General features: G+C 73.3%; 16 protein-coding genes. 10 read left to right on the forward strand and 6 right to left on the reverse strand.

What is annotated here, in order from left to right; translation table 11 throughout:
- Positions 1 to 43 precede the first annotated feature (43 nt).
- From ruvX to VFG42_RS05825, 4 genes are read left to right on the forward strand one after another with little or no spacing between them, the layout of a single operon-like run.
- Positions 44 to 457 carry a Holliday junction resolvase RuvX gene (gene ruvX / locus VFG42_RS05810; protein WP_324906211.1) on the forward strand — a complete coding sequence of 138 codons (414 nt, stop codon included), beginning with the start codon at positions 44 to 46 and terminating at the stop codon, positions 455 to 457.
- On the forward strand, positions 454 to 2,094 hold the full coding sequence (gene mltG, locus VFG42_RS05815; RefSeq protein ID WP_324906213.1) for an endolytic transglycosylase MltG: 1,641 nt from the start codon (positions 454 to 456) through the stop codon (positions 2,092 to 2,094). Before ruvX ends, mltG begins: the two co-directional genes overlap by 4 nt.
- Positions 2,094 to 2,966 carry a shikimate dehydrogenase gene (gene aroE, locus VFG42_RS05820; RefSeq protein WP_324906215.1) on the forward strand — a complete coding sequence of 291 codons (873 nt, stop codon included), beginning with the start codon at positions 2,094 to 2,096 and terminating at the stop codon, positions 2,964 to 2,966. Before mltG ends, aroE begins: the two co-directional genes overlap by 1 nt.
- Entirely contained in the window at positions 2,944 to 4,749 is a 1,806-nt protein-coding gene (locus tag VFG42_RS05825; protein WP_324906217.1) for a GspE/PulE family protein, read from the forward strand. The genes aroE and VFG42_RS05825 overlap by 23 nt, the downstream gene beginning before the upstream one ends.
- Positions 4,750 to 4,904: 155 nt before the next feature.
- Here VFG42_RS05825 and VFG42_RS05830 read toward each other — a convergent pair whose 3' ends face one another.
- Complete coding sequence (locus VFG42_RS05830) at positions 4,905 to 5,825, reverse strand: helix-turn-helix domain-containing GNAT family N-acetyltransferase (RefSeq protein ID WP_324906219.1); 921 nt, start codon at positions 5,823 to 5,825, stop codon at positions 4,905 to 4,907.
- 108 nt (positions 5,826 to 5,933) lie between these two features.
- Between VFG42_RS05830 and VFG42_RS05835 the strand changes: the two genes are divergently transcribed.
- The 4 genes from VFG42_RS05835 to VFG42_RS05850 all read left to right on the forward strand — a co-directional run bounded on the left by VFG42_RS05835 (position 5,934) and on the right by VFG42_RS05850 (position 9,900).
- On the forward strand, positions 5,934 to 6,554 hold the full coding sequence (locus VFG42_RS05835; RefSeq protein WP_324906221.1) for a hypothetical protein: 621 nt from the start codon (positions 5,934 to 5,936) through the stop codon (positions 6,552 to 6,554).
- A gap of 10 nt (positions 6,555 to 6,564) precedes the next feature.
- A complete protein-coding gene (locus VFG42_RS05840; protein WP_324906223.1) occupies positions 6,565 to 7,521 on the forward strand; it encodes an aldo/keto reductase in 957 nt (318 codons plus the stop codon).
- A gap of 66 nt (positions 7,522 to 7,587) precedes the next feature.
- The gene (locus VFG42_RS05845; protein WP_324906225.1) at positions 7,588 to 8,685 is read left to right on the forward strand and encodes a type IV pilus twitching motility protein PilT; all 1,098 of its coding nucleotides are present in this window, start codon (positions 7,588 to 7,590) and stop codon (positions 8,683 to 8,685) included.
- A 6-nt stretch (positions 8,686 to 8,691) separates the two neighbouring features.
- A complete protein-coding gene (locus VFG42_RS05850) occupies positions 8,692 to 9,900 on the forward strand; it encodes a type II secretion system F family protein (protein WP_324906228.1) in 1,209 nt (402 codons plus the stop codon).
- Positions 9,901 to 9,925: 25 nt separating this feature from the next.
- On the opposite strand, the gene VFG42_RS05855 is transcribed toward VFG42_RS05850, so the two are convergent.
- Positions 9,926 to 10,498 (reverse strand): DoxX family protein, encoded by a 573-nt coding sequence (locus tag VFG42_RS05855; RefSeq protein WP_324906230.1) that lies wholly within the window; start codon positions 10,496 to 10,498, stop codon positions 9,926 to 9,928.
- A gap of 58 nt (positions 10,499 to 10,556) precedes the next feature.
- Between VFG42_RS05855 and VFG42_RS05860 the strand changes: the two genes are divergently transcribed.
- Together VFG42_RS05860 and VFG42_RS05865 are read left to right on the forward strand one after the other, a co-directional pair.
- On the forward strand, positions 10,557 to 11,159 hold the full coding sequence (locus VFG42_RS05860) for a hypothetical protein (RefSeq protein ID WP_324906232.1): 603 nt from the start codon (positions 10,557 to 10,559) through the stop codon (positions 11,157 to 11,159).
- 86 nt (positions 11,160 to 11,245) lie between these two features.
- Positions 11,246 to 12,358, forward strand: coding sequence for a GGDEF domain-containing protein (locus tag VFG42_RS05865; RefSeq protein WP_324906234.1), 1,113 nt, complete (start codon positions 11,246 to 11,248; stop codon positions 12,356 to 12,358).
- On the opposite strand, the gene VFG42_RS05870 is transcribed toward VFG42_RS05865, so the two are convergent.
- Genes VFG42_RS05870 through VFG42_RS05885 form a run of 4 tightly spaced genes read right to left on the reverse strand, consistent with a single transcriptional unit; the run spans position 12,355 to position 15,782 of the window.
- Positions 12,355 to 13,515 carry a ribonuclease D gene (locus VFG42_RS05870; protein ID WP_324906236.1) on the reverse strand — a complete coding sequence of 387 codons (1,161 nt, stop codon included), beginning with the start codon at positions 13,513 to 13,515 and terminating at the stop codon, positions 12,355 to 12,357. The genes VFG42_RS05865 and VFG42_RS05870 overlap by 4 nt on opposite strands.
- Positions 13,516 to 13,528: 13 nt before the next feature.
- Complete coding sequence (gene gluQRS, locus VFG42_RS05875; RefSeq protein WP_324906238.1) at positions 13,529 to 14,479, reverse strand: tRNA glutamyl-Q(34) synthetase GluQRS; 951 nt, start codon at positions 14,477 to 14,479, stop codon at positions 13,529 to 13,531.
- Positions 14,446 to 15,381, reverse strand: a complete 936-nt coding sequence (locus VFG42_RS05880; RefSeq protein ID WP_324906240.1) for an NAD(P)-dependent oxidoreductase — start codon at positions 15,379 to 15,381, stop codon at positions 14,446 to 14,448. Before VFG42_RS05880 ends, gluQRS begins: the two co-directional genes overlap by 34 nt.
- A complete protein-coding gene (locus tag VFG42_RS05885) occupies positions 15,378 to 15,782 on the reverse strand; it encodes a hypothetical protein (RefSeq protein ID WP_324906242.1) in 405 nt (134 codons plus the stop codon). Before VFG42_RS05885 ends, VFG42_RS05880 begins: the two co-directional genes overlap by 4 nt.
- Positions 15,783 to 15,823: the final 41 nt, after the last annotated feature.

A 15,823-nucleotide genomic window follows, 5' to 3' on the forward strand; every position in this document is an offset into this window, starting at 1 on the left:
CATCGGCCGGACGGCGGGGACGCCGGGCGATCCCCTAGCCTTCATGCGCGTGTTGGCGCTGGACTACGGCTCGGCGCGATGCGGCTGTGCGGTGAGCGACCCGACGGGCACGCTCGCGACGCCCATCGACCACATCGAGCGGCCAGGCACCCGCAAGGGCCTGGTCCGCGTCGCCGACCTCGCACGCGAGCGCGAGGTCGAGCGGATCGTGGTCGGACTGCCGCTCGGCCTGAGCGGTCACGACACGGACCAGACGCGCGAGACGCGCGCGTGGGCGGACAAGCTGCGCGAGCGCGTCAAGCCGATCCCCGTCGAGCTGTACGACGAGCGCTTCACGACCGCGATCGCGTCGCGCTCGGGCGACACGCGCACCTCCGAGGACTCCCGCGCCGCCGCGGTGCTGCTCGAGGACTGGCTGGCGCTGCACGGCGGCACGACCGGAGGCGACATCGCGTGAGCCCGCTGTTCGGCGGTCGCAAGGGCGGAGACTCCGCCAACGATCCCGGGCGGCCGCGCACCGCGGCCGACCGCGAGGCCGCGCGCCTGGAGCGCCAGCGCCGGCGCGCCGGGCGCGAGGGCCGGCCGTCGGAGGCGGCGCCCGAGGCGCCCGAGGCGCCCGCCGGCGAGCCGCTCCTGGACGTCCCGGCGTTCGACCCGGACCCGGAGCCCGCGCCGCGCGCACCCGAGCCGGAGATCCCGCCGGCCGCCGACGAGCCGCCCGCCTACGAGCTGCCGCCGGCCTACGAGGCGCCGGCCGAGCCCGAGTACGAGGTGCCCTTCGAGCCGGTCGACGAGCCCGCCTGGGAGCCCGAGCCCGAGCCGGTCATGGTCCCGGCCGACGATCGCCTCGGCGACGAGCACGACGACACGCGGGTCCACCAGGTCGAGGCGCCGGCCGGCGTGCGACGGGTCGCGTCGGTCTCCGAGCTTCCGGAGGTCGGCGGCCCGCGGCCGACGCCGCCGGGCCCCGTGCGCGGGCCCGCGGGCGACCGGCCCCGGCGGCGCGGCGTGCCGCGCTCGCGATCGCGGCGCGGCGCGGCGCGCGTGATCCCGCTGCTGGCGCTGATCGTGCTGATCGCGATCGGCTACTTCGCCTACCGGGTCTTCCAGCCCGGCCACGACGAGGGCGACGCCTCCAAGCCGGTCGTCGTCACGATCGCCCAGGGCGCGACCGCCGGCGAGATCGCCGACGAGCTGCACAGCAAGGGCGTCGTCGACTCCTCGTTCTTCTTCAACCTGCGCTCGCGCCTGGACGGCCGCCGCTCCGACCTCAAGGCCGGGCGGTTCACGCTCAAGCGCGACATGTCCTACGCCGCCGCGTTGGACGCGCTGACCAAGAACCCCGCCTCGGCGCCGGTCGTCAACGTCACGCTGCCCGAGGGCCGCTCGATCGGCGAGGCCGCCACGCTCGTCAAGCAGTCCGGCGTGTCGGGGTCCTACGTCAAGGCCGCGACCAAGAACCCGCGGTCGGTCAAGGGCTTCAAGGGCTACGGGATCCCGAAGGGCACGCGCTCGCTGGAGGGCTTCCTGTTCCCGGCGACCTACGAGCTGAAGCGGGGCGCCAAGACCGCGACGTCGTCCAAGCTCGTCCGCGAGCAGCTCGCCGCGTTCAAGCAGAACTTCGACGGGCTGGACCGCAAGGCCGCGCACCGCAAGAACCTCAGCGACTACGACGTGCTGATCATCGCCTCGATGATCGAGCGCGAGGCCCAGGTCGCCAAGGACCGCCGCCTGATCTCCGCGGTGATCTACAACCGCCTCAAGGACCACATCCCGCTCGGGATCGACGCGACGCTGCGCTACCGCCTCGACAACTGGACCAAGCCGCTCAAGCAGTCCGAGCTGCAGACGGACTCCGCGTTCAACACCAGGTTGCATCAGGGCCTGCCGCCGACGCCGATCGGCTCGCCCGGCGTGGCGTCGATCAAGGCCGCGCTGAGCCCGGCCAAGGTCGACTACCTGTACTACGTCGTCAAGGCCTGCGGCAACGGCGCGCACGCGTTCTCGTCGACCGACGCGCAGTTCGAGAAGGACGTCGCGGCCTACAACAAGAAGCGCGACCAGCTCGGCGGCAAGGACCCGTCGCACTGCTGATGAAGCGCCTCGGGGTCCTCGGGTGGCCCGTGGCGCACTCCCGGTCGCCGCGCATGCACAACGCCGCGCTGGCCGAGCTGGGCCTCAAGGACTGGCACTACCAGCGCCTGCCGGCGCCGCCGGAGGTCTTCGAGGAGACCGTCCGCGCGCTGCCCGCCTCCGGCTTCGTCGGCGCGAACGTCACGATCCCGCACAAGGAGGCGGCGCTGGCGCTGGCCGACGAGTCGACCGCGGCCGCGCGCGCGATCGGGGCGGCGAACACGCTGACGTTCTCGCACGACGGCGCGATCCACGCCGCCAACACCGACGCGCCGGGCTTCGTCGCCGCGCTGGCCGGCGTCGACGTCGACCCGGCGGGCCGGACCGCGCTGGTGCTCGGCGCGGGCGGCAGCGCCCGCGGGATCGTCTACGCGCTGCGCGAGGCCGGCGCGGCCCGCGTCAGCGTCTGGAACCGGACGCCCGAGCGGGCCGCCGCGCTGGCCGCTGACCTGGGCGTCGAGGCCGCGCATCGGCCAGCAGCGGCGGATCTTCTGGTCAACTGCACGAGTGTCGGGCTGGCCGACGGCGAGTTCAAGGAACTGCCCCTGGACGCCGATGCGCTGGGCACATACGCGACCGTGGCGGACCTGGTCTACAGGGACGGCGGGACCGGGCTGATCGCGCAAGCGCGACGCCGGGGATGCACGGTGGTCGACGGGCTGGAGGTCCTCGTCCGCCAGGGCGCGTTGAGCTTCGAGGCCTGGACGGGCCTCCCAGCGCCTGTTGACGCGATGCGAGACGCCGCTCGCGGAGCGAACCCCGACGCCCATGACCCCGGAACCAGCGACCCATCTGACCGCCGTACCGCCGATGCCCGGCGGCCCGGTCGCTGACCCGAACGCGGCGCCGCCCCTTTCGCCGCTGGCGCCGTCGGCCCCGCCGCCCTCCAACGAACGTCCAGCCGACTGGAACGGCGTCACGCCGCCGCGGCGGACCGGCGGGGGCAGCGCGCGCTTCCTGACCGACGTCATCGTCGAGCTGGGCTTCGTCGACCGCCCGCGGGTCGAGCAGGCCGTCGAGGCCGCGCGCGCGTCCGGCACGACGCCGGAGCAGGTGCTGCTCGACCAGGGCGTGCTCTCCCAGGAGAACCACGCCCGCGCGATCGCCGAGCGCCACGGCCTCGACCACCTGGACCTGACCGTCTACCACGTCGACATGTCGGCGGCCAACCTCATCAACCCGCAGGCCGCCAAGCGCTACGAGGCGATCCCGGTCGCGTTCGCCGGCGAGCGCGGGCTGCTGCTGGCGATGGCCGACCCGGCCAACGTCCTGGCCGTCGACGACATCGCGTTGATGACCGGCTACGAGGTCCGCGTCGCGGTTGCCTCGCGCGAGGACATCCAGGTCCTGATCTCCAAGCAGTCGCGGCTGGAGCACGTCGCGGCGACCGCCGAGATCGACCTGTCCTCCGACGACGACGGGCCCGGCGAGATCGTCGACCTGCGCGAGAGCGCCGACGACGCGCCGGTCATCAAGCTCGTCAACCAGATCATCGCCCAGGCCGCCGAGCAGGGCACGTCGGACATCCACTTCGAGCCCGAGGACGGCTCGATGCGCGTGCGCTTCCGCATCGACGGCGTGCTCGTCGAGACGATGACCGTGCCGCGGCGGATGGTCAGCGGCGTCGTCTCGCGCCTGAAGATCATGTCCGACCTGGACATCGCCGAGCGGCGCCTGCCGCAGGACGGCCGCGTCGGCCTGAACCTCGACGGCCGCCACATCGACCTGCGCGTCGTGACGCTGCCGTCGGTGCACGGCGAGAACATCGTCATCCGCATCCTGGACAAGTCGAACGTCGTCTTCGACTTCGAGAAGCTCGGCATGGGGGACCAGGACGCCGCGCGCTTCACCAAGGCGTTCCACCAGGCCTACGGCGCGGTGCTGGTGACCGGCCCGACGGGCTCGGGCAAGTCCACGTCCTTGTACGCCGCCGTCGGCGAGCTGAACACGCCCGAGAAGAACATCATCACGATCGAGGACCCGGTCGAGTACCAGCTCGAGGGCGTGACGCAGGTGCAGGTCAACAAGAAGGCCGGCCTGACGTTCGCCAACGGCCTGCGCGCGATGATGCGCGCCGATCCCGACATCATCATGGTCGGCGAGATCCGCGACGCCGAGACCGCCAAGATCGCGGTCGAGGCGGCGCTGACCGGCCACCTGGTGTTGAGCACGCTGCACACCAACGACGCGCCGACGTCGATCACGCGCCTGGTCGAGATGGGCATCGAGCCGTTCCTGGTCGCCTCGGCCGTCGACTGCGTCGTCGCCCAGCGCCTCTGCCGCACGCTGTGCTCGCACTGCAAGGAGCGCACGATCATCTCGGCGACGGTCCTGCAGGACCACGGCTTCCGCTCGCCGGTCGACATCGAGGCCTACGACCCCAAGGGCTGCTCGCGCTGCGGCGGCTCGGGCTACAAGGGCCGGATCGGCCTCTACGAGGTGATGACCGTCACCGACGAGATCCGCCGCCTCGCGATCGAGCGCGCGCCCGCCGACCGCATCGCCGAGGTCGCCATGCGCGACGGCATGCGCCGCCTGCGCGACGACGGCCTGGAGAAGGTCAAGCAGGGCCGCACGTCGATCGCCGAAGTGGCGCGCGTGACGGGCACGAACTAGTGTCGTGATTCATTCATTCGCCGGCCGCCTCCGGGCGCTCGCCGCCGCCATGCGGCTGCACGTGCAGCTGATGGTCCCGAGCGGCCGGCCGGCCCGGCACGGCCCGACGACATGGACCGGCCGACCCACACGGTGAAGTTGCCCAAGGCCAAGGCCTAGAGGTCGAGCGCCAGCACCTGGCCGGTCATGGGGATGCCCCAGTCGGCGTGGGGCTCCTCGGCGATCAGACGGAAGCCGCGGCGGTCGTAGAGGCGGCGCGCGGCCGTCAGCGGCGAGTTGGTCCACAGGACGACGCGGCGGTCGCCGTTGGCGCGGGCGTCGGCGACGACGGCGTCGATCAGCGTGCCGCCGACGCCGAGGCCGCGCGCCCACGGCTCGACGAGCAGGAGGCGGAGCTTGGCGTCGCCGGGCTCGTCGCCGCGGACGCTGAGGACGCAGCCGGCGGGCGCGCCGCCGGCGGTCGCGATCCAGGCGCGGTGGCCGGGCGTGGAGGAGGCGGCCGCCTCCGCGTAGTCGGCGACGACGCGCGCGCACAGCGCCTCGAAGCCCAGACCCCAGCCGAACTCGGCGGCGTACACGGCGCCGTGGCGGGCGACGATCCAGCCGAGGTCGCCGGGCTCGGGGTCGCGCAGGACGACCTCCGTCGCGCCCGCGCGGTCGTCGCCGAGGATCTCGCGCACCGCGCCCATCGCGCCGACCAGCCGCGCGCGCTCGCCCTCGCTGAGCGGGTCGAGCAGCTGCGCCCACTCCGTCGCCGAGCCGCGGTCGAGCTTGGCGAACGCACGCCGGCCCTGGGCGGTCAGCCGCAGCACCAGGCGGCGCGCGTCGCGCTCGGCCTTCTCGCGCACGACGAGCCCGTCGTCGTCCAGCCGCGCGAGCAGCCGGCTGAGCTGGCCCGCGTCCATGTCGAGCGTCGCGCGCAGCGCGGCGACCTCCGTCGGCCCGTCGGCGTGCCCCAGCTCGTAGAGCACGCGCGCCTCGGGCAGCGGATGGCGCGAGCCGTGCAGCCCACCGCGCAGGACGCCGATCCTGTTGGTGTAGAACCGGGTGAACTCGCGGGCGGCGTCGACGGTCATGGTCGTGCCAGCGTCCCGCGTTTCCTTGACCAAGTCAAGGAAACCTGCGCGCCTCACGAGCCGGGGCCGTCGAACTACGCCCCCGGCGTCTTCGCCCAGGCGCTGGCGGTGACCGACGTGAAGGGCGGGGAGGTGGTGCGGCTCGTGCAGCGCACCCCGGGCGGGGCCAACGCCATGGGGCCGTCGAAGCCGGCCGTGGTCGGGACGCAGTGGATCTCCAGCCCGGAGTACGACTACCACTACTACTTCGACATCTACACCAACTGGCGCACGGGCGAGGTCCGCCGGGTCAACCCCACCGACGGCACGGTGCCCGACCTCGACGCGGCGAGCGGGGCGGGGCGGCTCTGCGCGCCGTTGAAGCCGGTCGTCTCGCAGGACCGGGTCGACTGGGGCGGCGGGCCGAGCACGCTGCCCGTCACCGCGCGGGGCCGCTGGGCGCTGATCCAGGATCGCGCCGACCCGGAGAAGCCGCACTTCCGCCTCTTCCGCTGCGGCTCGGCCAAGGCGGTCGCGCTCCCCGCCGGCTTCACGCAGCCCGTGCTCGGAGACGGCTGGCTGGCGCAGGCCCGCGGCACGCGCGTCGACCTCCTGCGGCTCGCCGACCGCCGGGCGTTCCGCGTGTCGGCGTCCTCCTGGCCCGACACCCTGCACTTCACCCACGACCGGCTCTACCTGCGGTCGGGCCGCGGCACGCCGTGGCGGACGGTCCAGCTGCCCAACCACTAGCGTGCGGGCCATGCCCCTCCCGCGACGCACGCTCGGACACCATGGCCCCGGGGTCGGCGCGATCGGCTACGGCGCGATGGGGCTCAGCTGGGCGTACGGCAACCGCGAGGGGATGGATCCCGACGCGGTGATCAACCGGGCGATCGACCTCGGATCCACGCTGGTCGACACCGCCGACGTCTACGGCCCGTTCCACAACGAGATCACGGTCGGGCACGCGATCAAGGGCCGCCGCGACGAGGTCGTGCTGGCGACCAAGGGCGGGTTGGTGCTCGACGACCCGGAGGAGCGCACGATCGAGCGCGACGGCCGGCCCGAGCACCTTCGCGAGGCGATCGACGGCTCGCTGCGCCGGCTGGAGGTCGACCACGTCGACCTCTGCTACCTGCACCGCCCGGACCCGGAGGTCCCGATCGAGGAGTCCGTCGGCGTGCTCAAGGAGATCGTCGACCAAGGCAAGGCCAAGCACATCGGCCTCAGCGAGGTCACGGTCTTCGAGCTGGAGAAGGCGGACGCGATCCACCCGATCACCGCCGTGCAGTCCGAGTTGAGCCTCTGGACCCGCGACCCGCTGACCAACGGCGTCAAGGACTGGTGCGCCAAGCACGGCGTCGCGCTGGTCCCGTACTCGCCGCTGGGCCGCGGGTTCCTCACCGGGCGCCTGCGGCACGACCAGCTCGAGGACGACGACGCCCGCCGCCGCTGGCCCCGCTTCCAGCAGGAGGCGATGGACGCCAACCAGCGGATCGTGGACGCGGTGGCCGAGATCGCCGCCCGCCACGAGGTCGCGCCCGGGCAGATCGCGCTCGCGTGGGTCCTGGCCCAGGGCGAGCACGTCGTCCCGATTCCGGGCACCAAGCGCCTGCCGTACCTGGAGGAGAACGTCGCGGCCGCCGGCGTCCTGCTCTCCTCGGAGGACCTCGCACTGCTCGACGACCTGCCCGCGCCGGTCGGCGGACGGTACTGAGCTAAAGGGTCCACCGGGGGGCCATGCGGCTCAAGAACCCGCTGCCACGAACCGACCATCGTGGCGATGCGGATCGACTTCGCCCAGCTTCTGCTCGACGTGCTCGAGCGTCGTGCCTCCGACCTGCACATCACGGCGGGATCGCACCCCAAGATCCGCGTCCGTGGCCGCCTGACGTCGCTGGAGGACTACCCGGTCCTCGACCCGACGGACACCCGGGAGATCGTCTACGGGATCCTCAGCAACGACCAGCGCCAGCGCCTGGAGACCGACTGGCAGCTGGACTTCGCCTACGCGATCCCCGGCACGGCCCGCTTCCGTGTCAACGCCTACCTCCAGCGGTCGGCGATGAGCGCGGCGTTCCGCCTGATCCCGTCGGTCATCACCAAGATCGACGACCTCGGCCTCCCGCCGGTCGTCCACGACTTCTGCAAGAAGCCGCGCGGCCTCGTGCTCGTGACGGGCCCGACGGGCTCCGGCAAGTCGACGTCGCTGGCGGCGATGATCGACGAGATCAACGAGACCCGCGAGGAGCACATCCTCACGATCGAGGACCCGATCGAGTTCCTGCACTCGCACAAGAAGTGCATGGTCAACCAGCGCGAGCTGGGCTCGGACGCCACCGGCTTCGGCGCCGCGCTGAAGGGCGCGCTGCGCCAGGACCCCGACGTCATCCTCGTCGGCGAGATGCGCGACCTCGAGACGATCTCGACCGCGCTGACCGCCGCCGAGACCGGCCACCTCGTCTTCGCGACGCTGCACACCCAGAGCGCGCCGCAGACGATCGACCGCATCATCGACGTCTTCCCGAGCCACCAGCAGGACCAGGTGCGGACGCAGCTGTCGGTCGCGCTGCAGGGCGTGATGACCCAGACGCTGATCCCGACCGCCGACGGCTCGTCGCGCGTCGTGGCCTGCGAGGCGCTGGTCCCGACCCCCGCGGTCCGCAACCTGATCCGCGAGGGCAAGACCCATCAGATCCTCTCGGCGATGCAGACCGGCGGTCAGACCGGCATGCAGACGCTCGACATGGCGCTCGCCTCGCTGGTGCGCGCCGGCCGGATCACCCAGCGCGCGGCCGAGGCGCGGTCGTCGACCCCGGAGGAGCTGAAGCGCCTCTCCGGCGGCATCGGCGGCCTCGGCGGCGGACTCCAGGCGGCATAGCGCGTCATGGCCACCTACGTCTTCAAGGCCATGGACCTCACCGGCGCGAAGGCGACCGGAGAGGTGGAGGCCGAGAGCAAGCAGGTCGTCACCGACCAGCTCAAGCAGCGCGGGCTGATCGTCCTCGACATCGCGGACAAGCACGCGTCCAAAGAGATCGAGATCCCGTTCCTGAACCGGATCAAGCCCGCCGACCTGACGATCATGACCCGCCAGCTGGCGACCATGGTCAACAGCGGCATGACGATCCTGCGCGCGCTCTACGTGCTGGAGGCGCAGACCGAGAACGAGAAGCTGGCGACGACGATCTCCGCGGTCCGCAAGGACGTCGAGGCCGGCCTGCCGCTCAGCGACGCGCTGGAGCGCCACCCCAAGGTCTTCAACCCGCTGTTCGTCGCGATGACCCGCGCCGGCGAGACCGGCGGCGTGCTCGACAGCGCGCTGATCCGGGTCGCCGACCAGCTGGAGTCCGCCGACTCGCTGCGCCGCCAGGTCAAGGCCGCGATGGCCTACCCGATCGTCGTCATGACGTTCGCGTTCAGCGTCCTGATCGCGCTGGTGGTCTTCCTGGTCCCGGTGTTCGTCGGGACGTTCAAGCAGTTCGGCGGCGACCTGCCGACGATCACGAAGTTCACCGTCGGCCTGTCGCACGCGATGACCGGCTACTGGTACGCCTTCATCCTCGGCGGCTTCGGGATCTCCTGGGCCTTCAAGAACTGGAAGCGCACCGACGGCGGGCGCAAGACGTGGGACACGTTCAAGCTCCGCATCCCGATGAAGATCGGTGACATCGTCCAGAAGATCGCGCTCGCGCGCTGGTCGCGGACGCTGAGCGCGCTGGTCAGCGCGGGCGTCCCGCTGATGCAGGCGCTGGAGATCACCGGCCAGACCGCGGGCAACTGGTGCATCGAGAAGGCGATGAGCGACGTCATCGAGTCGGTCCGCCAGGGCGGCACGATCGCCGATCCGCTCAAGGACGCGCCGGTCTTCCCGGGCATGGTCACGCACATGATCGGCGTCGGCGAGGAGACCGGCGCCATGGACACCATGCTGTCCAAGATCGCGGACTTCTACGAGGACCAGGTCGCGGCCGCCGTCAAGCAGCTCGCCTCGATCCTCGAGCCGGTGATGATCATCCTCGTCGGCGGCATGGTCGGCTTCATCGTCATCTCCATGTACATGCCGCTGTTCAAGGTCTACGACGCCATCAAGTAGCGTCGCGGGCCCGGACTTCGGGCCGCTACTCCCGCGGCGCCGTGGCCTGCTCGTGGGAGAAGCGCGCCTGCTCGGCGGCCGCGGCGGTGACGTCGGGGTCGCCGGCGGAGGCGGTGTCCTCGGGCGGCGGGGGCGAGGAGAGCTGGTCGTTGAGGAAGGAGCCGGCGACGCCGGCCGCGACGGCGGCCAGCGCCCAGCCCTTGCCGTGCCAGCCGGGGCTGACCGAGGGCCGCCCGGGGCCGGACTCGGCGAGGACGGCGACGGCGCCGATCAGCACGGCGTTGTACTCCCAGCCGCCCTCGGTGACCCACGGGCCCTTGGGCGCGTGGACCTTGCGGATCGCGGTCGTCATCGCGCCCGTCAGCGCGGCGGCCGCCAGCGGCGTCGCCGCGCCGAGGATCAGCAGCGCGCCGCCTCCGGCCTCGGCGGCGCCGGCCGCGATCGCGTGGCGCTTGCCGGGGCGCAGGCCGAGGCTCTCGAAGTAGCCGCCGGTGCCCTCGGGGCCGTGGCCGCCGAACCAGCCGAAGAGCTTCTGGGTCCCGTGGCCCACGAACAGCGAGCCGATCGTGCCGCGGAGGGCGAGCTTGGCGATGTCCATGACCTCGGCTTTGCCCGACGACGCGCGGAAGTGAACCCCTTTGCCAGACTCCCCGGCCGTGCGCAGACGGGTCATCGTCACGGTCCTCGCCGCTTTCGCGGCCGTCGTCGCGGCGGCCATCGCCACCAAGGCGGGCGACGACAACGACGTGAAGTCCTACGGGACGTTCACCGACTGCGCGTCGTTCGGCAAGCCGGTGGTCGTCGACGACCCGCGCGGCGACCAGCGGACGACCAAGGGGGAGAAGGTCGAGTCCTCGCCCCAAGGCGACCTCGTCCGCCTGCGCCTGGCCAAGGACGGCGGCGGCAACCGCCTGTGCGTGGAGTTCCAGGCGGCGGGCGCGGTCAAGCCCTACGTGGCCTACGTCCTGACGATGCGCCCGCAGGACCGCGAGACGCCGGTGGTCCAGCTGGAGACGACGGTGCTCGGCGGCGAGGCGCCCCGGGCGATGCTCGACACGACCGGCGCCGGCAAGGACTTCCGCCGGATCCCGGCGACGATCGGGATCAAGGGCGACCGCCTGTCGATCGTGGTCTCGCGCTCGGCCTTCGCCGCCCAGGACGCGGGCGCGATCTTCACCTCGTTCCGCTTCCAGGGCCGCTCGGCCGTGGCGGCCAAGGACGAGGGCCGGCTGACCGACTGCCTGCCGGCCTGCCAGTAGTTGGTGCAAACGCTCGCGTTCCCCACAGGCGGGCTGCAGCCCGGCACCGGAAAGCTGTGCAACTTCGCTCCGCCGGTCTCAGGACGGTGGACGCAACGACCGACCACCGGTACGTGGAGCAGCCCCCGGACATCGGCGTCGCGCCCCGCTCGTGGCTGTGCCCCGAGCCGGCCGACCGCGCCCGGGCGCTCGACATGGAGACGCGGCTGCGTCCGCTGCGGCGGCGCTCGTTCGTCGCGCTGGCCGTCGCGCTGCTGCTCTCCGGCCACTGGGTCGGCTGGTGGACGCTGATCCCGCTCGCGGTCGCCGTCGTGGGCTTCCGGCTCGTCGACGGGCGCATGGAGCGCGCGCGGCGGCCCGAGCTGACGATCGCCGCGGCCTGGCTGCTCTCGGAGCTGGCGATCGCCGGCTCGATCGCGCTGACCGGCGGTCCGCGCTCGCCGGCGCTGGCGTGGCTGGTGATCCCGCTCGTGACGCTCCCGGCGCGCTTCAACGCCCGCGCGGTCGCGCTCGGCGTGGCGCTCGTGTCGGTCCTGCTCCTGCTGGTGACCGTCGGCGTCGACGCCGCCTACATCGCCGACCACCCGCAGAGCATCATCATGCCGATCGCGCTGCTGGTCGCCGTCGCGCTGCTGACCTCGGCGCTGATGTCCTCCGACCGCGAGCACCGCAGCTCGTCGGTCATCGACCCGCTGACCGGCATGCTCAACCGCAATGCCTTGCAGACCCGCGTCGCCGAGCTGGCCCAGCAGGCCGCGATCCTGCGCGAGCCGGTCGCGCTGATCGTCGGGGACCTCGACCACTTCAAGGCCGTCAACGACGGCCACGGCCACGCCGTCGGCGACGTCGTCCTCAAGGACGTGGCCTACCGGATGCGCAAGGCGCTGCGCGCCTACGACCTCGCCTACCGCCTCGGCGGCGAGGAGTTCCTGATCGTGTTGCCGGGCGCGGACGCCGCGCAGGCCGCCGAAGTCGCCGAGACGCTGCGCGCGGCGATCGCCCGCGACCCGATCGCCGGGCTGCCGGTCACGATCTCCTTCGGCGTCAGCGCGTCGGCGGCCGGGCGCTTCGAGTACGACGCGGTCTTCGCCGCGGCCGACCTCGCGCTCTACCGCTCCAAGCAGGACGGGCGCGACCGCGTGCGGGTCTGCGGCGGCGGCGCGGTGGTGGCCACGACGAGCGTGGCGCTGGCCGCCTAGTCGGACTCGATCTGCAGCCGGTGGCCGGGCCCGACGCGCAGCGCGCGGCGGCCGTCCAGCAGCTCCAGCAGCTCGGTGCCGACGACCTCGCGCCGCCAGCCCTGCAGCGTGCGCACGTCGGGCTCGCCGGCGCCCTCGCGCACGGCGGTGACGATCTTCTGCAGGTCGGCGCGCGCGGCGATCAGCTCGTAGGCCAGCTCGGACTCCATCGCGCGCGTGCGGACCAGCGCCTCGCCGAGCGCGATCAGCGGCGCGTCCTCGGCGTCGGGCTGGGAGGGCCGGGTGCCCTCGACCGGGATGCCCTCGCGCTCGCGGCCGCGCGCGACCGCCTCGACGATCGACTTGCCGCGGCGGTGCAGCGTCGCGTCGTTGAGGCCGCGGATCTGGCGCAGCCGGTCGACGGACTGCGGACGGCGCTTGGCGATCTCGACCAGCGCGGCGTCGTGCAGGATCGAGGACACCGGCCGGTCGCCGCTGCGCGCGGCGTCCTCGCGCCACTCGACCAGCTCGCGCGCCACGGCGCGCTGGTTGGGGTCCAGGGAGTTGACGCGCGGCAGCTTGCCGAAGACGACGTCGAGGTCGCGGCGGTCGTCGATCTCCTCGAACGCGCGGCACTCCTCGCGGGCCCACTCGAGGCGGCCGAGGTCGGTCAGGCGGTCCTGGAGCGCGGTCGCCAGCTGCAGCAGGTGCAGGACGTCCTCGCGGGCGTAGCCGAGCTGCTCCTCGGTCAGCGGCCGGTCGTCCCAGCGCGTGAACGACGCGGACTTGCGCAGCCGCACGCCGAGCATCTCCTTCAACAACGGCTCGTAGCCGAGCTGGGCGCGCATCCCGGCGAAGCCCGCGGCGACCTGGGTGTCGAAGACGTTGCGGACCGGCAGGCCCCAGTCGCGGCGCAGCAGCGCGACGTCCTGGCGCGCGGCGTGCAGCACGATCTCGATCTCGGGGTCGGCGAGCACGTCGGCCAGCGGCGCCGGGTCGTACTCGTCGGTCAGCGGGTCCAGGACGATGACCTCCGCGCCGCCCTCGCCGTCGTCCAGCGCGATCTGGGCGAGGCAGAGCAGGGGCTGGTAGCGCCCTTCGCCCATGAACTCCGTGTCGATGCCGAGCCGCCCGGTCTCCCGAGCGCGCGCGGCGATGTCGGCGGTCGACCGCGGCATATGGCCGGGCACGCTATCCGGTCCAGAGCCCGGGCAGCGGTCCCGACGGCGGCGGGGCGAAGCGGTCGGGGTCGAAGCGGGCGGCCAGCTCGGCCGGGGAGGGGCGCTCGTCGTCGTCAGCCAGGCCCACCGAGACGGCCAGCCGCGCGCGGACCTCGTCGGCGGTCTCGCCCTGCTCGAGGCGGTCGGCGAGCGTCACCGCGCCGTGGCGCTTGGCCAGGCGCGCGCCGTCGGGGCCGAGCACGAGCGGGACGTGCGCGAACGTCGGGCGGGGGAGGTGGAGGCGGTCGGCCAGCCAGAGCTGCCGGGGCGTCGAGTCCAGGAGGTCGTCGCCGCGGACGATCTCGCCGATCCCCTGGGCGCCGTCGTCGACGACGACCGCCAGGTTGTAGGCGAACGCGCCGTCGTTGCGGCGCACGACGAAGTCGTCGACGAGCCCGCGCTGGGCGCCGTGTAGCCGGTCGACGAACGCGATCTCGGCCGCACCGGAGTCGACGCGCAGCGCCGGCGGGCGGCCGGACGCCTCGCGCTCGGCGCGCTGCGCGGCGGTCAGCCGGCGGCAGGTGCCGGGGTAGTGGCCCTCGGGCAGCGGTCCGTGCGGCGCCGAGGACGCCTCGCGGATCTCGGCCCGCGTGCACCAGCACGGGTAGACGATCCCGTCGGCGTCCAGCCGGGCCAGCGCGTCCTCGTACAGCGCCCGGCGCTCGGACTGGCGCACCGGCGCGCCGTCCCAGTCCAGGCCGAGCGCCGCGAGGTCGGCGAGCTGCTCGCGCTCGAAGCGCTCCCGCACGCGCCCGGTGTCGAGGTCCTCGATCCGCACCAGGAAGGGCGCGCCCTGGGCACGGGCGTAGAGCCACGCCAGCAGCGCGGTGCGCAGGTTGCCGAGGTGCAGCGTGCCCGTCGGCGACGGGGCGAAGCGCCCGGTGGCGTTCAGGCGAAGACCTCCGCGAAGCCGTCGCGCCACGCGCGGGGCGACCAGCCCGGCGCCGCCGCGCGGAAGCGCGCGTCGCGGTTGCCGGGCAGCGTCGTGGCGTAGTGGACGACGACGGGGCCCGCGAGCCGCCGCGCGAGCCACACCGGGGCATGCCGCGGCGCCTTGGCGCCCATCGCGGACGCGGCGGCGGGGATCCAGTCGCGGGCCGGGGCCGGCTCGTCGTTGGTGACGTTGTAGGTGCCGCTCGGAAACGCGCCGTCCAGCGCGCGCACGGTCGCGTCGACGGCGTCGTCTACGTGGACGAACGACGAGCGGCCCTCGCCGGAGCCGACGATCGGATAGCGGCGCTTGCGGATCATGGTGCCCAGGGCCCCGTCGGGCGCGTACCACGTGCCGGGGCCGTAGAAGAACCCATAGCGCATCGCGACGCCCTCGACGTCGCTCGCGTCGCGCACGGCGGCCTCCAGGACCCGCACGCCCTCGACGTTGGTCCGCTGCGACGGCTCGTCGAGCCACAGCGGCGCGTCCTCGTCGTGGACGGGGCGGCCGTCGGGCTTGGTGACGAACGAGATCGACTGCGCGATCACGCGTCGGGCACCGGCCGCGCGGGCCGCGTCCACGAGCGTCGGGACCGTCTCGCGCCGCAGCCGGGCGTTGACCGCGACGGCGGCCGCCATCGCCTTCGGCGTCGGGTCCTGGGGCAGCGCGGTGAGCTGGTGGACGACGACCTCGGGGCGCGCGGCCGCGACCGCGGCGTGCACGGCCGCGGCGTCGAAGGCGTCGACGACGACCGCCTCGGCGCCCTTCGCGCGCAGCGCGTCGGCCCGCGCCGGGTCGCGCGTCGTGCCGACCACCTCGTGGCCGTCGGCCAGCAGCCGGTCGACCAGCGGCCGGCCGATCGCGCCGGTCGCGCCCGCCAGGAACACCCTCACCGCGACGCCTCCCGGTAGAGCCAGCCGATCAGCAGCACGCCGAGCGCCAGCGAGACGAAGTCGAACGGCCCGACCCACGACGGGTCCGCCTTCCCGATGTCCAGCAGGTGGTTGAGCGCGTGCAGCGCGTACTGGAACCCGACCACGGCCAGCACCGGCGCGCGCCACGACGGCCGCCGCGCGGCGATCGCCAGCGCGATCCCCGACGCCAGGAAGTACGTGGAGACGTCGCGCAGGAAGTGGTCGTTGCGGGCGCCGAAGTGGGCCAGCACGTCGTAGAAGCGGCCGGGGAGCGCCGCCTGCCAGAGGCCGAGGAAGAGCTGGACGCCCGCCAGCGACCAGATCCCGGCCTCCAGCGCGGACGCCCGGGCCGCGGGGGAGGAGGAGGCGAAGGGCTGCATGGCGGCGACGCTATCGGCCGATTGGTCCGGCCGACAGGACC

Origin of the sequence: Baekduia sp. (assembly GCF_035685985.1) — a bacterium.
In the GTDB taxonomy this organism is placed as follows: domain Bacteria; phylum Actinomycetota; class Thermoleophilia; order Solirubrobacterales; family Solirubrobacteraceae; genus Baekduia.